Source organism: Pedobacter frigidisoli (assembly GCF_032678525.1).
Lineage (GTDB): Bacteria > Bacteroidota > Bacteroidia > Sphingobacteriales > Sphingobacteriaceae > Pedobacter > Pedobacter frigidisoli_A.
Genome location: NZ_JAVTSE010000004.1, coordinates 558,356 through 577,725, shown reverse-complemented (window position 1 = coordinate 577,725; position 19,370 = coordinate 558,356). Strand labels below are relative to the sequence as shown.

Genomic DNA, 19,370 nt, shown 5'->3' with positions numbered 1-19,370 from the left:
AGGGAATAACCACTCCGTCAGCACCATCACCGATTGACAATTTGCAATATGTTTACCGGTTTTCGCATCTAAAACAGGCATGACCTTATTGGAACAAATCGCAAACAATCTCGGATTAGCCCCCGGTGAATTACCAAACCTAATGGCTCTTCCCTTCAAGTTTATATCTAGATAGCACTTTGAACCTTTATCCATCAAACAAACAGTCTCATTTGTATCTTAAATAGTTACAAAGATTTCCGTTTTCTATAGGATACACCAACCTCGGGTTTTGCATCTAATGAAATAGTGGCTACAACTTTATGGGTTTGAGGATAAGCAACAGTGACATTATGGCTTTTTCCAATTAAAACATATACTGTCTGTGAATATTTATCATTAAAGGTGGTACCAGGGTTTTAGCCAACATTAAGCTGCGATTTTTAAGCTAGTTTCCTTAAGCAAAAACAGAACATGTAGCCGATTTACCATTAGTCGAAAATCCTTCGACTGAAACACTTACTACATCTATTCCATGTACACCTTGAGGATTATGGATTATACGAATTGAATTGCCAGTTGATTTATTTAATACATCTACCTGTGTTACGCGAAAAACACAAAAAAATACTATTTTAATGATATACGGTATGTTAACACTTTCCTCCACCGCTTCCTATGTTGTGGGTAGCCAATAGATGAATTCCTGTTTTCTTTTGTACTTTTACCGATATACCTGTTGCGAACAGCAAAGCCATTGTCAAAATTTTCTTTTTCATCTGTTTTTTTTGATGCAGTCATCCTGATCGTCATTACACTGGGTGATTTTAAAAATTATGCCTGTCTTATTTTATTTTTGAGTTAAATTTTCAAGTGTTTTTTTGAATACAACTTACAGATCAGACTGGGAAGGGCAATTAGTAATAGCGGCAACGCTACAATAAATCCTCCGATTACAGCAATTGCCAATGGTTGGTGAAGTTGTGCACCAGCACCTATTCCTAAAGCCAGTGGCATCAGTGCAATAATCGCCCCTAGTGCGGTCATCAATTTAGGCCTTAACCGTGTCGAAATAGCGAAAGTGATCGCTTCATCTACTTCTTTATCATGCAAGGATTGCTTAAACTGTAAGAAAGTAAAAATTGCATTTTCACCGATAATCCCCACAATCATAATCAACCCTGTATAACTACCTACGTTTAATGGCGTTGCCGTTATAAACAGTGCCAAATAGCTGCCTGAAATACCCAGAACTGAAATCAGGAGAATTAAAAATGCTATTTTAAAATCCTTGAAAAGGAATAAAATAACACTAAAAACAAGCAAACTTGATGCAATAAGGATAGTCAATAATTCAGAAAAAGATTGTTGTTGCTCCTTATAAGCACCGCCATATTCAATGTGATATCCTGAGGGCAGATTTACTTTTGATTTGATCGCTGACTGTATATCATTCATTACACTTCCCAAATCCCGGTTATCTAATCTGGCAGTAATGGCACCAATGGTTTGCAGGTTTTCCCTTTCCACTTCAGCACTACCTGGTTTCAGCTCAACTTTAGCTAAATTCTGAATTGGAATGGCAGTTCCATCAGGCAAAAAAATCTTCATCCTAGAGATATCAGAAATACTAAATTTTCTACTACCTGGATAAACCATTCGGATGGGAGAAAGTTGTTGTTTATCATACAAATCACCGATCATATTACCTTGGATGCCCGTTTGAACCTGCAACTGAAACGATGCAGGCGTCATACCATATTGAGCAAGCATAGCAAAATCAGGCTGGACATTTACGGATGGGCCAGATAATACAATCCCATCAAACACATCAACTGTTCCACTTATCTTGGAAACCAAATTTGCTACCTGTTTTGATAAGCCCTGTAATTTTTGCTGGTCGTTACCAAAAATTTTAATCTCGATTGGCTGAGTCGAACTCATTAAGTCTCCAAGCATATCGCCAATCACCTGGCCAAAATCCACCACTAATGCAGGCTGTGTACTTTCAACATGTGTTCTGATCTCAGAAATCACCTCATCTGTACTTTTTGTTCTGTTGGCTTTAAGTTGAATGAGGTAATCCCCTGTATTAGGCTCGGTAATGAAAAAGCCCATTTGTGTTCCCGTTCTTCTCGAATAAGCCTGCACATCAGGTATTTTAACAATTTCTTTCTCCACCTCTTTCAACATCCTATCGGTTTCTTCAAGCGATGTTCCTGGAGGCGATGCGTAATCCAAAACAATACTCCCCTCATCCATTTCTGGTAAAAATCCTGTTTGTAAGCGAGGAAAAACGACTGCAATGGAAACTATTAAGATCAATATAAAAACAAAACTGATATACGGTCGCTGAATAAAATAACGCACCCATTTTTGTGGCTTAACTTCATGACGGGTAGCTTGCCTGCCTGATGCATTATTGTGTGAATCTTTTGTGAGCAACAGATAAATTACGGGTAAGCCAATCCAGGTTACAAAAAACGAGCAAACCAGGGTAATAATCATCGTATTGGTCATTACCTGGAAATAAGACCCTGCAACCCCTGTCATCAGTACGAAAGGCAAGAAAATTACAATAGTACAAATCGATGAACCGAGCATTGCGGGAAAAAGATAATGAATCGCCCTTCCAAGTAAAGGAACTGTAGGTTCATCAGGATGCTCCTCGTGTGTACGATGGATTTGTTCTACTACCACTATAGCATCATCAATAATTAATCCAATAGCCGCTGCAATAGCGCCCAAAGTCATGATATTTAGAGAGTAACCGATGAAATAAAGTACAATTACGCTTAAGCAAAGCGTAACCGGTATAGTGATGAGGATGGTTGTGCTGGCTTTAATTGAACGCAGAAAAATAATGGCGACAATGATGGCCAGTACTAATCCTATCCATATACTATCGCGAACGCTTTTGACCGATTCGTTTATAAAATCGGCCTGCACATAATAGGGCTTGATGGTGATCCCCGCAGGAAGTATGGTTGCGAGCTGACTAACCTTTGTGGCCATTTGGCTCGAAAGGTCAACAAGGTTGGCGTTAGGCTGTTTGATAACTGCAATCAGAATTCCGTCTTTACCATTTGCATTTATCCTGGTGTATTCTACACTTTGTTGTATGCTAACTTTGGCAATATCACTTACTTTTACAATTCGGTTACCTTTCCTGGTGAGTACAAGGTTTTCGAGGTCTGTTTTGGTTTTTACCGTTGCATCGGTAACTGAAAGGTATAAATAATTATGGTCGGCTAAATAACCGTTCGATTTTATAAAATTGGTTTGTGATAGTACATTACTAATTTGATCTGGTGATATGCCTAGCGTTTGCATTTTGGATACATCAAGTTCCAGCCAAAATTCCTTGCTTTTCCCTCCAATAACCCGAATTTCAGATACACCGGTAACTTGTGAAAGAAAAGGTTTCACGGTATAAGTGGCAATCTTTTTCAGTTCTGCAGGCGAATATTTATGGCTCTCCAAGCTATAGCCGCTAATGGGCAAAATGGAGGGGTTCATTTTCTCAACCGAGATATTTACCCCTGCCGGTAATGTTGCGCTGATTTTTGCAATCTGCGATTCGATTTGTTGCTGGCTTAAATTGATATCTGCTCCAGGATTCATAAATGCCGAAAGCTCGCAACTTCCACGACTGGTTGTACTCCTTACCAATTGTAGATTTGGCACTTGCTTTACCGCATTTTCCAACGGACGTGTAACCGTAACCACCATTCTATCAACTGGTTGCAGCTCAGCGTCAGCAATAATTTTAATCTTCGGAAAAGTGATTTCGGGGAAAAGCCCGGTTTTCAGTTGCTGAAAAGAATAAACGCCTCCAACCAGAATAATAATGAGTACAGCCAGAATAGGATTTCTATGAGAAATAAAAAAGTTTTGCATGCTATTTCTGAATCTTAACTTTTGCTGTATCGGCAATTCCGTAGTTACCTGATGTGATAATTCTATCAATTGTGGAAAACTTCGGACTCAACACTTCCGTCGTACTGCTGTTTTCGATGCCTTTCCTCACATTTACTTTTATCGCTGTAGAATCGTTAATGAGTTTCATTACCCAAAATTCATCTTCCGTTTCGTTGGCTAATACCGCAGATTTTGGCAGAACCTGGGCGTTTGGATGGCTGAGTTTGCTCAGTTTTACCTTTGCAATTAACCCCTCTGGAATATCTTTGCCTGATGGAACTTGAATAATATATCGCTGAGTTTGCGCTAATGAATCAACCGCAGGCATTGTTCCGGAAACAGAACCTGTTAATGAGGTCCCATCGGGTAGCAATACATTCAGGTTTCCGTTTTGCTTAATGATTTGATTAAGCTCGTAGGGAAGATCTAACAAAAACACTAAACTATTACGATTGCTGACGGTTGCCAAAGCCTCACCATCTTGCACATAATCGCCTTTTTGATGATTAACCTGAACGATAATTCCGCCTTGTTCTGCACTAATATTTGAAATCCCTGAAAACTTAAAACCAGGATCGAGCTTATTAATGGTATTGCCAATCGATCTTGCTTCTTTGGTAATCAGTGTGAAAAGATTTTGCCCGCTGCCTACTTTTTGACCAGTTTGTGCGTTAGTTTTTTCGATATAACCATTGATGTTTGCTTTAACAAAGCTCTTTTCTAAATAAGCAGACGTTGCAGAAAGCTCAATATATTCAACCAGTGAACTATCGCTCACATGTGTAATTTGTACTGGTGTAACTGGAGATGGCGTATCTGCTGTAGTTTCAGGTGCTGAACTGCTACAAGAAGAAAGTGTAATTGCAACAGCGATGCTGGCATAAATCAATTTTAAATATTTTTTCATTATCGGTTCCAATAATTATATTGATTAATCAGTTTTAAGCGACTTATAGTAGTTTGTCTCAGCAGATTTTGTGCAGACATATAATTGTTAATGGCAATTACAAAATCAGCCACCCGCAAATCGCCTGTATGCATCAGTTTACTATCCACATCAATCAATCCTTTACTAAACCTGATTTGATCGTTGATTTTTCCAAAAAGCGAATTGGTTTGCTCAATTTGCTGACGAATTAAATTGAGCTGTTGTGTTTGTTGCCTAACAAAAAATGTTCTGTAATTTGATATGGTTTCTGAGGCAAGATCCAGTTTATTAAATTGCATTTTCTTTTGATGACCATCGTAAATCGGAACAGAGAATGTAAAACCCACGCTAGCACCGAAGTTTTTGTAGGGCTGGAGTGCTAAAGATGAGTTATAACCGCCATTGGCATACACGCCAAGTTTTGGTTGATAATTTAGCATGATCGAATTCCTTTGATTTTCGTTCTTCAAACTATCCAATTCAAATTTCTTTTTAAAAAAACCAGCTTCGGCAAACAATTTTTCCGACTTAAGCATTGGTTCTTCCAAATGAACAAGTGCGGTATCGGTAATTCCGGATAAGTAATTTAGCGTGGCCAAATCATTTTTATGTTGCAAAACTGCTTGTTGTAAGCTTAATTCCTGCTGTTGCAGGGTAACCAAAAAGGTTAAATATTCTGATTGTTTGTAAATATTACTTCTGGTTAAAGTTTTAAGCAAAGCCTCTTCTTTTCGCAATAAGATAACTACTTCATTATTAAAATCAACTTGATCTTGACTGGCAAAAGCCAGAATATATTGGTCGGCAATGGATCGATTTAAATCGAATGTCGACGCTTGACTTGCATACCTGATGGAATCGCTCTGCAATTTTACGCCTTGTAACTGGTTTTTAATACGTTTTTTATTCAGTAAATCATAATTCACATTGAGTAAAGCATCTAACGATTGACCGTTGGTAATGACTTCATCATACCCATAACTACGAATAATGGGTGCATATAATCCGCTTGAAGATCCCGTGACCTGAGGTTTTCCCGTTGCCCTCACAATCAGACTATCTATGCCTGCAGATTTACGCTTGTTTTCCAAATCCTTTAGTACAGGACTTGAAATTTTTGCCTGATTAAGAAAAAAATCAAGATTTTTTGTTGGTTCCTGCGCTTTTGCAAAAAGTGAAGCGCTAAGAAGTATAACAATGGAAAAATATTTGAATTTCGTTCTCATTTGTTAAAATTTATTCCGTTAGGTAAAACTTGCGCAATTCTGCCAAAAGTTTAGCCGGGCATTACTTTTGGAATAGTTAAATGGAGTTTTTTATAAATCTAAAATCTTCCGGATAGCATTAAACCCGATGCTCCAGGTTGGTAAAAGGGCATCAAAGTAAATTTGCTATCTTTCTTTTTATTGAAAATTTGTTTCATATAAGGATAAATGAGGTATGCAATCTTAGTCGAGGCAATTCCAAATCCGGCACCGGCGACAACATCACTAAACCAGTGTTTATTGTTGTACATCCTTAATGTTCCAGTGGCGGTGGCTACGAAGTATCCTGCATAGCCAATCCAGGGGTTAACATCCTTATATTCCTGATGCAAAAATTCTGCAGCCATAAAAGCAGATGCAGTATGGCCAGAAGGAAATGAATTTTCGCCGTTTCCATTGGGACGTTCCCTGCCAACGCCCTGCTTAACAAAATGAGTAGAAACCCCCATAATCGCAGCAGACGTTACATAAAGCATAGAAGCATCAAACAGATTATGTTTACCTTTTACGCCTGAAAGATTAAGCGCATAAACAGCAGCCGCCGGTGCAAACTGTAAATAGTCATCAACATGTGCTGCGAACAAAGGATGGTCTTCCTGTAGTTCAGCTTTTGTACTCAAATCCAGTTGTTTTAAGGCACCATTATCATAAACAGCTGCAAAACCATAACCCGCCAGAACAGCTGGGGCGATGAATGAGGCTATTTTAAATTTATTCTTTGGAACAGGATTACCTGAATACCATCTTCCTAATGAATCTGGAGTTAAAGCGGTTTTTAACGAATCTATACTTTGCGCAAAAGAAGATAATGTTGCTGCTGTGAACAGCAACATTAGGTAAAAATACTTTGCCATACTAAGGTTTTATAGGGTTACCTTTTGCATCAAACAGTAAATCTTTTCCTTTTACTTCAGCCTCATAACTTACACTGCCATCAGCTTTGGTAATTTTAGCAGCCTCGGCTACTTTCATACCTTTTAACTTAGCCATTACAGCGGCTGGAAACTCACTGGCTTTGATAGAAACTTCCGTTTCCAATAAAGACCCCGCTGCTGAATAGACTTCGGAGGTTTCCTTACCATTTAAAGTAAAACCAGCCTCGTAATTTTGTTTTTCCATCTCCCAGTTTACCTTAACTCCAGGGTGACTTTTTATAAAAGCAGTTTTAACTGCAGCCGGTAATTTTGCATCTGCAACTTTCTGTGCGAATGTAGCGGTAACCATACCGCCCATCAATAAAAAAATTCCTAAAATCTTTTTCATAGTTTTTATTTTTTATCAAAACTAAAAAGCAATTATGTAGGAATTCTGTAGTTAAGATGCAGGATTAAAAAAAACAGAAAAAATATGTATTTCGTTTATTTGCTGGTAATTGATCTGATAACCATAAAGGTTACAAACTTGTTTTGTAATGGCCAAGCCAAGTCCCATACCTTCAGATTCGTTTGATTTCGAGAACCTGTCAAAGAGCCTGTTTTTACCACTAAAATCCTTTCCTGTGTTGGACATAACAAGTGCAGCTTCAGTGAGCTCGATCCAAATCGTTCCACCACGTTGATTATGTCTTACTGCATTACTAAAGAGATTATTTAACAAAATATCTGCAAGATATCGGCTCATGATGACTGTTTTATGGTTCAATTTAATTTTGGTAGTCAAACTATCTCTCTCAAAAAGTTCATGAAACTGTCTTATCTTGGATTCTATTAAAATTTTAAGATCAATTTCCTGTGTATCGGTAATCAAGTTGTTTTCGATTTTAGCCAGCAGCAGAAGGGATTGATGAAGCCGCGAAAGCCTGCCCGTTGCCTGATAGATATCTTCTAGCAGTGTGCCTTGCTGTGCGGTAAAGGGTTCTGTTTGCAGAAGCGAGTCAAGTTTCGAATTAATCACCGCCAGGGGTGTCATCATCTCGTGCGATGCGTTGTCTGTGAAACTCTTAAGCTCCCTGTAATCCTGCTTCACCCTGTCGGCCATGGCATTTACCGATTGATTAAGCTCAATGAATTCATCTATTTTTGTGGTATCGCTGTTTAGTGATTCCATTTTGGTCACTTCAAAGGATTTCATTCTTTTCAGTGTGTTGTAAAAAGGCATCCAGAGTCTACTCATTACAAAACGATTAATTATAAATAGGGAAACGAGCAAAATTAGCGTCACCCCTAAAGTAATCAGCAGGATCACCCTCACCAGGTCTTCCGACTCTACCCTTGATTTAGTAATGGTTACCTGAATGCTCTGGCCTTTTAGCCTAAGGGTCGTAACCAGACTTCTTCCCGGTTCCTGCTCGTTCTCATTTTGGTTTAAGTAGGTCGTATTGCTAAATTCCCGGATATCGTTCGCTTCTGCGGGCAATTTGCGATAGGAAACCTGCTGATCGAGATAACTCGCAGGCAGGGGCAGCTTTTGATAAGTCCTAGTGTATTGCCTGATCTCATTTTCCTCTACCGCTAAATCCTTGTCCAGTTTATTGGTCAGGATCAGGTGAATAAAAAAATAATAGATGATGCCGGTGATCACCAGGATAACGGAAGAGGTCAGGATATTGACCCTGTTATAGCGGGTAGAAAGCTTCATGCATCTGTAAATTTATAACCAATGCCATAAATAGATTTAATATAATCCTTTGCACCTGTTTCGGCTAGTTTCTTTTTCAGATTTTTACATGGGTATAAATAAAATCGAAATCATCCGACAGATCCATTTCATCGCCCCAAAGATGTTCTGCCATCGCATTTTTCGTTACGACTTTGTTTTTATTTGATAAAAGATATACAAGCAGATCAAATTCTTTTCTGGTTAGAGTAAGTTGATTATCATTCAAGGTAACCTTCATTGCGATACGTCCACTTTAATCTCATGGAAGGTAATCACATTGTCTCCATCAAAATTTTTCCTGCGTACAATCGCACTCACCCTTGCCTTCAATTCTGAAAGATGAAAAGGCTTAACTAAATAATCATCGGCTCCCAGATCAAGTCCTGAAAGCCTGTCGTCCAAAGAGTGCCTTGCAGAGATAATCAGTACACCATCCTTTTTATTAGATTTCTTCAATTTGGATAAGAGTTCCATTCCATCCCCACCAGGTAAACCGAGATCTAAAAGGATGCAGTCATAACTATAAAGTTCAATCTTTTCACTGGCCGTATCAAAATCGGGAGCATGCTCACATATATTTCCCTCTCCGGTAAAATAGGCAAAAATGCTTTCATACAATGCATGCTCATCTTCAACAATCAGTATTTTCATTTTTTTATAATTTACATCTTGTATGCAAAATGGGTTAATTTACAAGTCAGTTATATAGCCGGCTTTTAAGTTTCATTATATTAAATGCTTTTTGTTGCTGAAGTGTATTTTTGCCGTAATCAGTAAAATATAAATGAGCTGATAACATGTTCAAATTTAATTTATCCCATTCAATATCACTGTAAAAAAGATTGAGATTCGTTTCCCATTCCATTTTTAGGCGGCTTGCATAATCCTGATAGTCAGGGAGCGAAAAGTGGAGGAAATCTGCATCGCAAATCACCTCTTCTAATTTCCCTGCAGGATGTTGCGGAAATTTCGTAGAAATAATACATTTTTTTACAAGCTCGATTTTTTCTACAGCTAACCCATTCGTCCCTAATAATTCTGATGCAATCCTGGCACTTTCTTCTTCGTGCCCCCGATATTGTTCGGTATATCCCACATCGTGCAGAAAAGCAGCTAGTACCAATATAAATAGCTCATCCTCACTAAGTCCTTCCGTCTTTCCAATAAGCTTTACCCCTTCCACAACCAATAAAGTGTGATTGAGGTTGTGAAAATACATTTGATTAGAAAGTCTGTCTCTGAGATTATGTTCAACAAACCGCTCCACGGTGGTGAGTAAATTTTCCACTTGATAGTCCATACCTTAAATTAATCTGATACAATATTAGTCCCCAACTCTGGAGAAAATCTGTAGAAGACTGACGCAGAAAATCTTTCTCGTTACTTTGGAAAGAAAAGTAAGACAACGTTATAAAATTCATAGTTCAGTTTAGCTACTGATTTGATAGCTATCTTCGCTTCTGGACAAGAATTAAAAGATGTGGAAATTTTATGCAATCCTCCCGGCTTTTTTTGCCGCTGCTACGGCAATACTTGCAAAAATCAGAATAAAAGGGGTAAACGGTAACCTGGCTACTGCAATTCGGACAGTTGTAATTCTTTTTTTGACCTGGGGGACTGTTCTGGCAAGCGGAGCGGTTCAGTAGTTAAAACACTTAACAAAAACAATCTGATCTTCCTTGGACTATCTGTGTAGCTACAGGACTCTCCTGGATCTTCTATTTCAAGGCTGGAAACTGGTGCCGTTTCAAAAGTAGCTCCAATTGATAAGTTAAGTAAGGTTATAGCCATGGGATTAGCATTTTTAATTATAAAAGAACCTATTGAAACCAAAATGCTAATCGGCGGATTAATGATTGTTGGTGGGGGCATCGTGATTCTGCATTAAGATTATCCATTTGAATTAAGAATTTCTATTATAGATCAAGAACCAAACTAAAACCTTATTTTAATTTATTTTAAATAAATTTACTTTTGCACTTATACCCGTATTCATAACCCGCGCCAATGAGCTTAACACAATCGAAAACAAAACCTCTTAAGCAAAAAAAAGGCAAGTCAATTGTCAGTAAAACAATATCATTTCTGCATCTCTGGTTGGGCTTGGCAGCAGGTGGTGTGCTTATTGTTGTTGCCATTACGGGTTGCATTTTATCGTTTGAAGACGAAATTAGCTCAGTAGTATTTTCGAAAGAACAACGAATTATACCTGGAAATAAACCCTTGCCAATCGATTCATTGGTATCAATTGCAAAGGCGGGCTACCCTGAGAAAAAAATCTTTAGGATGATTGTTTCCAATGCGCCTGAGCATAGTGTAAAAGCAACATTCGGCACCAAAAAAACAGGTTATGATTTTTTGTATCTTAATCCATATACAGGAGCAATCCTTTCAAAAGGAAAAGAAAGTAAACGTTTTTTTGCCATCGTGCTTAACTTACATCGTTTTTTACTGGCAGGCACAATCGGCAAAACGATAACTGGAATTTCTTGCGCTATCACCTTTTTTATGGCTTTAAGCGGAATGTATTTATGGTGGCCAAAAAATAAGAAGGTCTTAAAGCAGCGATTGGTTATGAAATCTGCAGCATCATTTAAAAGAACAAATTGGGATCTACATGCCGTTGGCGGATTTTATTCAATGATTTTCTTAGTCATCATTACCCTAACAGGCTTAATATGGAGCTATGATGCAGTGGAAAATCTGCTGTTAACAGCGATTGACGGAAAGGTCACCACATCACCGGTGGTAAAACAAGGAGCAGAAAAAGCAATGCAAATAGAACATTTATATGCTGGCATTGTTGCAAAAACGGATAGCATTTATCCTTATCAGGGAAATATAACCATCAGCTTTCCGGACAAAAAAAATAAACCTGTACTGGTTTCCAAGGAAAATGAATCTAAATTAATCAGCACGGTTAATCAAATCTATTTCGACAATAGAAATGGCAAAATTATTGATGAGCGCCCCTTTTCATCACTTACTACTGGTAGCCAGATTAGAAAGTTAAACAAGGCGATACATACCGGAAGTATATTAGGTTGGCCAACAAAAGTGCTCATGTTTATAGTTTCGTTACTTACCGCATCACTTCCAATTACAGGTCTACTGATTTATCTTGGGAGAGGAAAAAAGACCATAAAAAGGGTTTAACAAGCAGATAAGAATTTAAAAAAATGGCGATCAGTTTTATACTGAACACCATTTTTTTTTGAACTTTAACCTATCATTTTAAAACTTAAGGATAAAGTTCCCCGTAAATCTGGCTGGTGCCTGTGGCGTTAGTCGTACCGACCATGCTTTTTCACTCGTTAAGTTATCCACCTTAAAACCAATTCTAAACTTAGAGTGGTCGTAAAAAATACTGGCATCAAAGATTTGGTATTCTGGAATAATAAATTTTGAATTGTAGGTATTGGTATAATAAGACTTATCTCCTGTGTTTCCACCAAAACCAGTACCCAAACCTCTTAATTTACCTTCTGTAAAACGATAGCTTACCCAAAAGTTTAGTGTATTTGGCGGACCAGATTGTCCCGGACGAAGTCCGTTATTCCTGATATCACTTGCATCAGTAACCTTACTATCATTATAAGCATAACCAGCAACAATATTTAATCCTGCGATTGGGTTAGCGGTCAATTCCACCTCTAAACCCCGGCTCAATTGCGAACCATCTTGCACGCTGTAGTTGACGTCGATTGGGTCTGGACGAAGGATGTTTTTTACTTTAATATCATAATAACTGATGGTACCTACAAGTTTATGATCAAATAAATCACCTTTTACCCCAAACTCCAGCTGATCGGCATATTCCGCTTTAAAGCCACTACCATCTCTTGCAATCCCACTCTTGTTAAAAAAACCATTCATGTAGTTACCAAAAAGTGAAACACGGTCTTTTAACACTTCGTATACCAAACCAAATTTTGGAGAAAAACTTGTTTGATTATATGGGCCTGCCTGGATACCGCCAACACCTAAGCCACCTGAAGTTAATCCGGTTAAAATGTTATAAACGCCCTTGTACTGATATCGGTTCACCCTTAAGCTCGCCATTGCAGTCAGCTGATCGGTGATATTAAAAACATTAGAGGCGTAAGCTGCGTAAGTATTGTCGCGGTTTGTTTCCTTGCGAAGTGTGCCCCGGGAGGTTAATGAATCTACTTTAAACTGGCTTACGCGATAACTTGCTGGTGTATTGATAAAATCAACATCTGGAAGATTTACCGTTACACGATCAAAATCATTATAGTTATTGTAATAGTCAACACCAACAACGATTCTGTTGCGGTGATCAGCTATTGTAAAATCGCCAATAAAGTTTTGTTGAAAATCTGTTGCTATAAACTGGGTGTAACCAACAATGACGTTAGGGCGGATTGTTGTTTCACTTCTTCCGTTCAATGCCGTAATATCTCCGCTAATAAATGAACGTGCCCTGGAAAGAATGGTCTGAGAAGTCCATTCATCTGAGATCTTAAAATTGATTTGTCCGAAAATATTCATCATTTGCGTTTTATAAGTCAAATCATTACTCAAAAACGTTTTGTTGTATGGAAATCCAATATCTGCAATTGAACGTTCTACGCTGGTTTGACCGCCTGGCACTGCAACATATGGATTTAACCTTACTACTGAAGTCCCTTTCGCCTGGCCAAATTCTACATCAAGTAGTACTGATAAACGATCTGTAATCTGATAAGAGAAACTCGGTGCTGCACTTACACTGTTGGTATAACCCAAATCCTGGAAACTATGCTCCCAGGTTGTGGCACCATTTAAGCGGAATAGTGCCGTACGGTCTTCATTAATCGGGGTATTTACATCGAAAGTTAACCTGTTAAAGTTCCAGCTACCGGTGGTGTAACCTACTTCGCCACCAAAGCCATTAAAGGGTTTTTTGGTTACACGATTGTACAAACCACCATAACTACTGGCAATGCTGTTACCGAAAAGCGTTGCAGACGGGCCTTTGATCGCTTCGATACGCTCAAGGTTTGCCGGATCGATAAAAGAAAACGCAGCACCAGCCACACCGTTTCTTGCGTTTGGTTCGGTATCAAAGCCGCGGGAACGGAAAGTAACCCTTCCTTGATTGGCAATCATAGGTATACCAGCACCAGGTACATTTTTGGCAATACTTGCAAGGTCCACAGCCATTTGCTCTTGAAACAATGCTTTGGGAACTGCGTTGTAAACCTGTGGGTTTTCGAGATTTTTTAGCGGCAACCGAGCGATGTAGATACTTTCTTTCTGCGTAAATTTGTTGGTAACGCCTGCTACGGTAACCTCCTGAAGCGCCTGAACATTTTCTTTTTCAAGCTTATAGTCTAGTTTTGCGGTCTCACCTTGTAATACAACCACTGTCAAGTCCTTTTGCGGATTACCAAGCAATTGGAAGCGAACAGTGTATTTGCCTGGCGCAATATTGCTGAAAGTATAGTTTCCAGTTTCATTGGTAAGAGTTGATTTTCCAGTTTCTAATATAGAAACAGATGCCGATGAATAAGGCTGTCCGTCTACCAAAGTAATCTTTCCTGCTATCTTGCCTGGCCCCTGGGCAAAACTAGAAATGCCTGCGATAAGCAGGCATGCAGTGAATAATAAGTATAAATATTTCATCAAATGTGGCTTTGTATTTTTTTAAACGGGGCAAATATAAAAACATTATTTATAATTAGTCTAAGTAAATTCGTAACATGAAAAACTAACATTTAATGCTATTCTATAAAAAGGCAGTAATTACATCGGTGACGGATACTCGTGTAGGCTATACCTTTGTACTTTCCAGCCGTTGGATCATTCCAATCCAGCCTGATATTGTACATTCCCTTAGCTGTCGCATAAAAGACAGCTGCGCCATTTTCATCCACAACAAGTTTTTTTTCCCAGTTCTCGGGATTGAAAACCCGAAGCTTCGATTTGGCCTTTTCATGCTTATCTTCCCTAAAGGCATTGACGATAATGCTTTTGCCTTGTTTGTTTACCAACAAATCCAAAAACTGGGCAGGCTTTCGTTGCTCGGATATATAGCCGGCGATGTATTGGCCGCAAAGATAATCTATAGGAAGAATACTTTCCCCTCCAGTTGCAGACCTGTCGACGACTGGATGGGTTTTATTAATGCCAATAATTCTGTATTGGCCAGATAATTCTGGCAGAAAAACCATACTCCAGCAATCAATTTTTTTAGTCATTTTTAACGGCCTAATATTTCCTTTCGGATCGATCAGTTGAAAACTAAATTCACCTGCCAGAACAAGTTCCTGGCCCGTTTGCCGGTGGCGAGTGCCAAGTTCATCGATATTTCCATAGATGAGCTCGACAGTTACCTGACTGCTTAATTTGTGGTTGCCCTTAATTTCCATCCAGTAGGCACTAGCATGGCTGAAAAAAGGCAACAGTACCAGCAGATACACGAAGATAGGCGTGGTCTTGTTAAGTGATTTCATTAGGGCAAAACTAAATAGAAAGGCTTAACAATCCATATTTTTAATAAGCTTTGGTTATAAAACTTGTAAAGCCTTTGTGGTTCAGGATACAAACGCTGATATGTTATATAATATCATTAAATGTAACATTGATCCTAATATTACGTTTATAAAAAAAGCTTATCTCATTTACAATGGTTTAGGTACTGTAGGTAACTATACCACAATTAACCACACTGGAAAACAACTATAAAAGAGAGATCGACAAGCATACTAATAATGTTGAGGGCTTTTGGGGTTTGTCCTAATTAAACAGGTTTTTATAAGTTGGTAGCAAATTATTACCAAACTGATCGCAAACCCTCAAAATAATGACCATCTTCGGAAAAGTAATTTGGAGGGGTGATGAAATTTTGCTCCCGCAGAATAAAATCAAAAATAGCTTTAATCAGCTTCACTACTTCAATCAAACATTTTTGAGTTAGCATTACGTATTACCAGCCATCTTCGGGTGTCATGTCAGATTTCACTAATTCAAAACCTGTGTTAATAGGATAGAATGCAAATGCATTACTGAATCTTCTGTATTATTTTTCTAAACCGACATATCTTCAATTGCTGGTACTGCCATTACTCCGCCTAACATTCCTTATTAAAGACAGTGCTTAAATACAATTGCCATCGGATTTTAAATAACATTTTATCTTAAGCACTTTCTCCATTCGGTAAGTAATTTAATAATATGACATAGTTTGCGCTTTCCAAAATTGTTTGCTAACAATATGACCTTATCAACATTCGACACACTTAATTTGATCCTAGTAAATGAAGTCAAAAGCCCTCCTTCCCTGGTCGCTTAAATTTTCCTCTCATCAAATTCTACCATCCACTCTATGCCGTATTTATCGCGGAACATACCAAAATACGAACCCCAGGGACTATCACCAATTGGCATTTCAATGGTTCCCCCTATCGAGAGCCCATGGAATAATTTGTCTGCCTCAGCTTTGCTTTCAGTACCAATAGAAATTTTAGACCTGTTTTCATTTTCATTTACCCTGCCCATAAATTCGGGAACGTCGTTGCCCATCAGTACATTTTCACCAATCGGCAGCGCAATGTGCATAATTTTATTAGCATCCGTTTCTGCTATGGAATTTCCCGGAATTGACAAATCTTTGTAACGGATTATCACTGAGAAATCAGTGCCAAATACTGATTTGTAAAATTCAAATGCTTCTTCTGTATTTCCGTTGAAATTAATGTGTGGATTGATATGTGCCATAGAATTTATTTTGATTAACCCGAAATTGAGCTAACAATACAAAGATCGAGTTATTTTTGAATTTGATGCCGTATAAGAATGACAAGAAAAGGGTGATTTGCGACAGAATTTATTATATTGTAGAGAAAAAAATTTGAATATGAAACATGTATCTATTCTTGTACCTGAAAATTCGGTTTTACAAGCTATAGCGGATCCACAATATTTATTTTCTACCATTAATCAGTTTATGATTAATAGTGAGAAAAAGCCGTTATTTGAGGTCAAATTGATAGGACTAAAAAAGTCAGTGACCTTGAATGATGGCCTTTACACTGTAAATACAAATCAACTTTTGCAAGATGTAAAGGAAACAGACTTAATTGTTATTCCTGCTCTGTTTGGGGATATGAAAACGGCAATCGCTAGAAATAAAGAAATGCTACCCTGGATCATTGATCAATATAACAACGGTGCAGAAGTTGCATCATTGTGTGTTGGTGCTTTTTTGCTTGCTTCCACTGGATTACTCGATGGTAAAAAGTGTTCTACTCATTGGGGGTTTCAAAATGAATTTCGAGAAATGTTCCCGGATGTTAAGGTGATAGATGGAAGCATTATTACCGAAGAGCATAGGATCTATTCGAGTGGAGGTGCGAACTCCTATTGGAATTTATTACTGCATTTGATTGAGAAATATACAGACAGGCAAACTGCAATTTTGGCTTCAAAATATTTTGCCATTGATATTGACAGAGAAAATCAATCGGCTTTTGCAATGTTTCAAGGACAAAAAAATCATACTGACGAAGCTATAAAACAGGTACAGAAATTTATAGATAACCATGTTCACGAAAAAATAACCGTTGATGGATTGGCAGATTTGGTTTGCTTAGGAATAAGAAGTTTTGAGAGGCGGTTCAAAACTGCCACCAATAATTCTGTTTTGGAGTATGTAAATCGAATAAAAATTGAGTCTGCTAAAAGAAGTTTTGAAGCGAAAAGAAAAAACATTAACGAAGTGATGCATGATGTCGGCTACTCGGATACAAAAGCATTTCGTTCCATTTTTAAAAAAATTACAGGCCTTACGCCTGTGGAGTACAGAAATAAATATAATAAAATGGTAGTGGAGCAGTAGTCTGCTTACTAATGTAGAAATATTGAGAAAATAAAAGCAATACTAAAAATACAGATAGCCAATCTTTAAATATGGCTCTATTGTTACCTTTGGATTTACTCCAAAATAATATCATTTGGATGTATGCTATGTTCAATTTAATAGGAGCGGATCAATTTATATGCAGTTTGATACTTTAGTGATTATTTTGTCAAATAAACTGTGAATATCAGTGCAACAAAACGCATATCAACCGGAACAAACACAAGCAAGCATACTAAAAGGAGCTGGAAATCAGCTCCCACACTTTCTGTAAGAAAAAATCGATATCAAAAGGCTTTTGGATAAACCCATCTGCAACGCACCCTTTTTTTACTTGCTCAATACTGGCATTGGCACTCATAATGATCACAGGAGTATTGCATAACATGCAATCAGATTTTATGCTCTTGCAAACGTCGATGCCAGACCCATCAGGCAGCATTACGTCTAAAATAAATAGATCGGCGACTTCCTTTGCCTCCCTATTCATAAAATCGGACACATTCGCAAAAGAGGTCACAGTATAGTTTGCAGTTTCCAAAATAAGCTCAACTACCTCACGTATTGCAGGGTTATCTTCTAAAACGAATATTTTTGCCATAACTAATGTCTCCCTTAGATTATTGATTATCACGGTTATCTATTTTCTATCCTTATAAGCCATTTCCGTACGGAGTCTACTTAGGGTTTCTAATCTCATTCCTAAGAAGGATGCAATATATCTCAGGGGAATTCGCTCTATCAAGTGCTGGTAACTAACTAAAAATCGTTCATAGCGCAACTTAGCACTTGGTAGACGTGCTACAGTTGCCCTTTCAGATGCTTCACGATATTGAACTTCTGCGAGCATACGCCCGATAATATTTGCTTCAGTGAAATTATTATACAAATGTATCATTGTTTCATGTGGAATTGCGATAGCGGATACTGTTGAAATTGCTTCAATATATTCTTCAGATGGGCCAAACGTCAAATCTATGAATGGTCCGACAAATTCCCCCTCGGTGGCAATCCTTGTGGTTATATGTTTTGTCCCTACTTTTAAGAACCCATGGATAGCCCCGTCTAGAAGCAAATAAGTGCAATGATTTTTTTCAAATGGCGATGCGATAGATTTATTTCGTCTGAACTTTATAGGGAAGGTTTGCAAATTTATAATTTCCTCCATTTGTGAATTAAGCGAATGATAATCTTTGAAGACGGGGATGACCGGAGATGTTCCTCCATGAGATAGCCAGCGGGTTGCAGGAGATTCGGAAATAGTGTTCATGTTGAACCAAATATCACTAAAGCATTGTTACAAAAACGCCATTTTCCCTAACAGTTGATCAATATCAATTAAAATATTTTTTTAACATATAATGCGTTCTCTTTGTTCATATCTGAAAACTATTTTTCACTAAAATAAGCTAATCGCTATGACACTATATGCTACATTCAAATACGATGTAACGCCAAAGCAATCCCAGAAATCTGACGAATTATTTCTGAATTATAAATATGGTGTGTATGATGACGAAGAAACAGATAAATTTTACAAAACGTTGTGGTTGGTTTTCATGGTTAAGGTAATTCGCAGTCATACTATTAGGACCTTGTCATATGATTCACGCCAAATCTATCATTGCCCTTCGGATTATATTAGCATCGTTAGCATATTTGCTGAAAATATAGGATACAATTATGGCCGCATACCACTCCCTGTCCAAATGCTCAAAATATTAGCTTCCATCTCCTAACGTTGTTCGGTAATTATTATTTGTGAAATAGACTTATTATTCGGAATTTGGCCTTGTCACCAAAGTTGAAGCTTTGC

At 37.9% G+C, this 19,370-nt stretch carries 19 protein-coding genes; 4 read left to right on the top strand and 15 right to left on the bottom strand.

Annotated features, from left to right (window positions below):
- Positions 1–632: 632 nt before the first annotated feature.
- The 10 genes from R2Q80_RS14405 to R2Q80_RS14360 all read right to left on the bottom strand — a co-directional run bounded on the left by R2Q80_RS14405 (position 633) and on the right by R2Q80_RS14360 (position 9,991).
- The gene (locus R2Q80_RS14405) at positions 633–758 is read right to left on the bottom strand and encodes a hypothetical protein (protein ID WP_316800258.1); all 126 of its coding nucleotides are present in this window, start codon (positions 756–758) and stop codon (positions 633–635) included.
- An 82-nt stretch (positions 759–840) separates the two neighbouring features.
- Positions 841–3,879, bottom strand: a complete 3,039-nt coding sequence (locus R2Q80_RS14400; protein WP_316800257.1) for an efflux RND transporter permease subunit — start codon at positions 3,877–3,879, stop codon at positions 841–843.
- A 1-nt stretch (position 3,880) separates the two neighbouring features.
- Positions 3,881–4,807, bottom strand: coding sequence for an efflux RND transporter periplasmic adaptor subunit (locus R2Q80_RS14395; RefSeq protein WP_316800256.1), 927 nt, complete (start codon positions 4,805–4,807; stop codon positions 3,881–3,883).
- Complete coding sequence (locus R2Q80_RS14390; protein ID WP_316800255.1) at positions 4,807–6,054, bottom strand: hypothetical protein; 1,248 nt, start codon at positions 6,052–6,054, stop codon at positions 4,807–4,809. Before R2Q80_RS14390 ends, R2Q80_RS14395 begins: the two co-directional genes overlap by 1 nt.
- Before the next feature lie 98 nt (positions 6,055–6,152).
- Complete coding sequence (locus R2Q80_RS14385) at positions 6,153–6,947, bottom strand: phosphatase PAP2 family protein (RefSeq protein WP_316800254.1); 795 nt, start codon at positions 6,945–6,947, stop codon at positions 6,153–6,155.
- Position 6,948: 1 nt separating this feature from the next.
- Positions 6,949–7,356 carry a hypothetical protein gene (locus R2Q80_RS14380; RefSeq protein WP_316800253.1) on the bottom strand — a complete coding sequence of 136 codons (408 nt, stop codon included), beginning with the start codon at positions 7,354–7,356 and terminating at the stop codon, positions 6,949–6,951.
- A gap of 51 nt (positions 7,357–7,407) precedes the next feature.
- Positions 7,408–8,670, bottom strand: a complete 1,263-nt coding sequence (locus R2Q80_RS14375) for an ATP-binding protein (RefSeq protein ID WP_316800252.1) — start codon at positions 8,668–8,670, stop codon at positions 7,408–7,410.
- Between the two features lie 76 nt (positions 8,671–8,746).
- Positions 8,747–8,929, bottom strand: a complete 183-nt coding sequence (locus R2Q80_RS14370) for a winged helix-turn-helix domain-containing protein (protein ID WP_316800251.1) — start codon at positions 8,927–8,929, stop codon at positions 8,747–8,749.
- A complete protein-coding gene (locus R2Q80_RS14365) occupies positions 8,926–9,342 on the bottom strand; it encodes a response regulator (RefSeq protein WP_316800250.1) in 417 nt (138 codons plus the stop codon). The genes R2Q80_RS14370 and R2Q80_RS14365 overlap by 4 nt, the downstream gene beginning before the upstream one ends.
- Positions 9,343–9,388: 46 nt before the next feature.
- A complete protein-coding gene (locus R2Q80_RS14360; RefSeq protein WP_316800249.1) occupies positions 9,389–9,991 on the bottom strand; it encodes an HD domain-containing protein in 603 nt (200 codons plus the stop codon).
- Between the two features lie 178 nt (positions 9,992–10,169).
- On the opposite strand from R2Q80_RS14360, the gene R2Q80_RS14355 reads away from it, so the two are divergent.
- From R2Q80_RS14355 to R2Q80_RS14350, 3 genes are all read left to right on the top strand, one after another.
- A complete protein-coding gene (locus tag R2Q80_RS14355) occupies positions 10,170–10,337 on the top strand; it encodes a hypothetical protein (protein ID WP_316800248.1) in 168 nt (55 codons plus the stop codon).
- Positions 10,338–10,480: 143 nt separating this feature from the next.
- On the top strand, positions 10,481–10,579 hold the full coding sequence (locus R2Q80_RS21920; RefSeq protein ID WP_410478745.1) for a hypothetical protein: 99 nt from the start codon (positions 10,481–10,483) through the stop codon (positions 10,577–10,579).
- 119 nt (positions 10,580–10,698) lie between these two features.
- Positions 10,699–11,847: a PepSY-associated TM helix domain-containing protein gene (locus tag R2Q80_RS14350; protein WP_316800247.1), complete on the top strand. Its 1,149-nt coding sequence runs from the start codon at positions 10,699–10,701 to the stop codon at positions 11,845–11,847.
- A gap of 78 nt (positions 11,848–11,925) precedes the next feature.
- Here R2Q80_RS14350 and R2Q80_RS14345 read toward each other — a convergent pair whose 3' ends face one another.
- The 3 genes from R2Q80_RS14345 to R2Q80_RS14335 all read right to left on the bottom strand — a co-directional run bounded on the left by R2Q80_RS14345 (position 11,926) and on the right by R2Q80_RS14335 (position 16,413).
- Positions 11,926–14,319, bottom strand: a complete 2,394-nt coding sequence (locus R2Q80_RS14345; RefSeq protein ID WP_316800246.1) for a TonB-dependent receptor — start codon at positions 14,317–14,319, stop codon at positions 11,926–11,928.
- Positions 14,320–14,417: 98 nt separating this feature from the next.
- Positions 14,418–15,149, bottom strand: coding sequence for a hypothetical protein (locus R2Q80_RS14340; protein ID WP_316800245.1), 732 nt, complete (start codon positions 15,147–15,149; stop codon positions 14,418–14,420).
- Positions 15,150–15,984: 835 nt separating this feature from the next.
- Positions 15,985–16,413, bottom strand: a complete 429-nt coding sequence (locus R2Q80_RS14335) for a VOC family protein (protein ID WP_316800244.1) — start codon at positions 16,411–16,413, stop codon at positions 15,985–15,987.
- Between the two features lie 139 nt (positions 16,414–16,552).
- Between R2Q80_RS14335 and R2Q80_RS14330 the strand changes: the two genes are divergently transcribed.
- On the top strand, positions 16,553–17,533 hold the full coding sequence (locus R2Q80_RS14330; protein WP_316800243.1) for a GlxA family transcriptional regulator: 981 nt from the start codon (positions 16,553–16,555) through the stop codon (positions 17,531–17,533).
- Between the two features lie 256 nt (positions 17,534–17,789).
- Here the strand turns inward: R2Q80_RS14330 and R2Q80_RS14325 are convergent, their stop codons facing one another.
- Together R2Q80_RS14325 and R2Q80_RS14320 are read right to left on the bottom strand one after the other, a co-directional pair.
- Positions 17,790–18,155 (bottom strand): response regulator transcription factor, encoded by a 366-nt coding sequence (locus R2Q80_RS14325; RefSeq protein ID WP_316800242.1) that lies wholly within the window; start codon positions 18,153–18,155, stop codon positions 17,790–17,792.
- Positions 18,156–18,194: 39 nt separating this feature from the next.
- Positions 18,195–18,824, bottom strand: a complete 630-nt coding sequence (locus R2Q80_RS14320; RefSeq protein WP_316800241.1) for a Crp/Fnr family transcriptional regulator — start codon at positions 18,822–18,824, stop codon at positions 18,195–18,197.
- Positions 18,825–19,370 lie beyond the last annotated feature (546 nt).

Bases quoted from the DNA above. Each gene is read 5' to 3' on its own strand.
- R2Q80_RS14405 (WP_316800258.1), bottom strand. From the start codon at position 758: ATGAAAAAGAAAATTTTGACAATGGCTTTGCTGTTCGCAACAGGTATA.
- R2Q80_RS14400 (WP_316800257.1), bottom strand. From the start codon at position 3,879: ATGCAAAACTTTTTTATTTCTCATAGAAATCCTATTCTGGCTGTACTC.
- R2Q80_RS14395 (WP_316800256.1), bottom strand. From the start codon at position 4,807: ATGAAAAAATATTTAAAATTGATTTATGCCAGCATCGCTGTTGCAATT.
- R2Q80_RS14390 (WP_316800255.1), bottom strand. From the start codon at position 6,054: ATGAGAACGAAATTCAAATATTTTTCCATTGTTATACTTCTTAGCGCT.
- R2Q80_RS14385 (WP_316800254.1), bottom strand. From the start codon at position 6,947: ATGGCAAAGTATTTTTACCTAATGTTGCTGTTCACAGCAGCAACATTA.
- R2Q80_RS14380 (WP_316800253.1), bottom strand. From the start codon at position 7,356: ATGAAAAAGATTTTAGGAATTTTTTTATTGATGGGCGGTATGGTTACC.
- R2Q80_RS14375 (WP_316800252.1), bottom strand. From the start codon at position 8,670: ATGAAGCTTTCTACCCGCTATAACAGGGTCAATATCCTGACCTCTTCC.
- R2Q80_RS14370 (WP_316800251.1), bottom strand. From the start codon at position 8,929: ATGAAGGTTACCTTGAATGATAATCAACTTACTCTAACCAGAAAAGAA.
- R2Q80_RS14365 (WP_316800250.1), bottom strand. From the start codon at position 9,342: ATGAAAATACTGATTGTTGAAGATGAGCATGCATTGTATGAAAGCATT.
- R2Q80_RS14360 (WP_316800249.1), bottom strand. From the start codon at position 9,991: ATGGACTATCAAGTGGAAAATTTACTCACCACCGTGGAGCGGTTTGTT.
- R2Q80_RS14355 (WP_316800248.1), top strand. From the start codon at position 10,170: ATGTGGAAATTTTATGCAATCCTCCCGGCTTTTTTTGCCGCTGCTACG.
- R2Q80_RS21920 (WP_410478745.1), top strand. From the start codon at position 10,481: ATGGGATTAGCATTTTTAATTATAAAAGAACCTATTGAAACCAAAATG.
- R2Q80_RS14350 (WP_316800247.1), top strand. From the start codon at position 10,699: ATGAGCTTAACACAATCGAAAACAAAACCTCTTAAGCAAAAAAAAGGC.
- R2Q80_RS14345 (WP_316800246.1), bottom strand. From the start codon at position 14,319: ATGAAATATTTATACTTATTATTCACTGCATGCCTGCTTATCGCAGGC.
- R2Q80_RS14340 (WP_316800245.1), bottom strand. From the start codon at position 15,149: ATGAAATCACTTAACAAGACCACGCCTATCTTCGTGTATCTGCTGGTA.
- R2Q80_RS14335 (WP_316800244.1), bottom strand. From the start codon at position 16,413: ATGGCACATATCAATCCACACATTAATTTCAACGGAAATACAGAAGAA.
- R2Q80_RS14330 (WP_316800243.1), top strand. From the start codon at position 16,553: ATGAAACATGTATCTATTCTTGTACCTGAAAATTCGGTTTTACAAGCT.
- R2Q80_RS14325 (WP_316800242.1), bottom strand. From the start codon at position 18,155: ATGGCAAAAATATTCGTTTTAGAAGATAACCCTGCAATACGTGAGGTA.
- R2Q80_RS14320 (WP_316800241.1), bottom strand. From the start codon at position 18,824: ATGAACACTATTTCCGAATCTCCTGCAACCCGCTGGCTATCTCATGGA.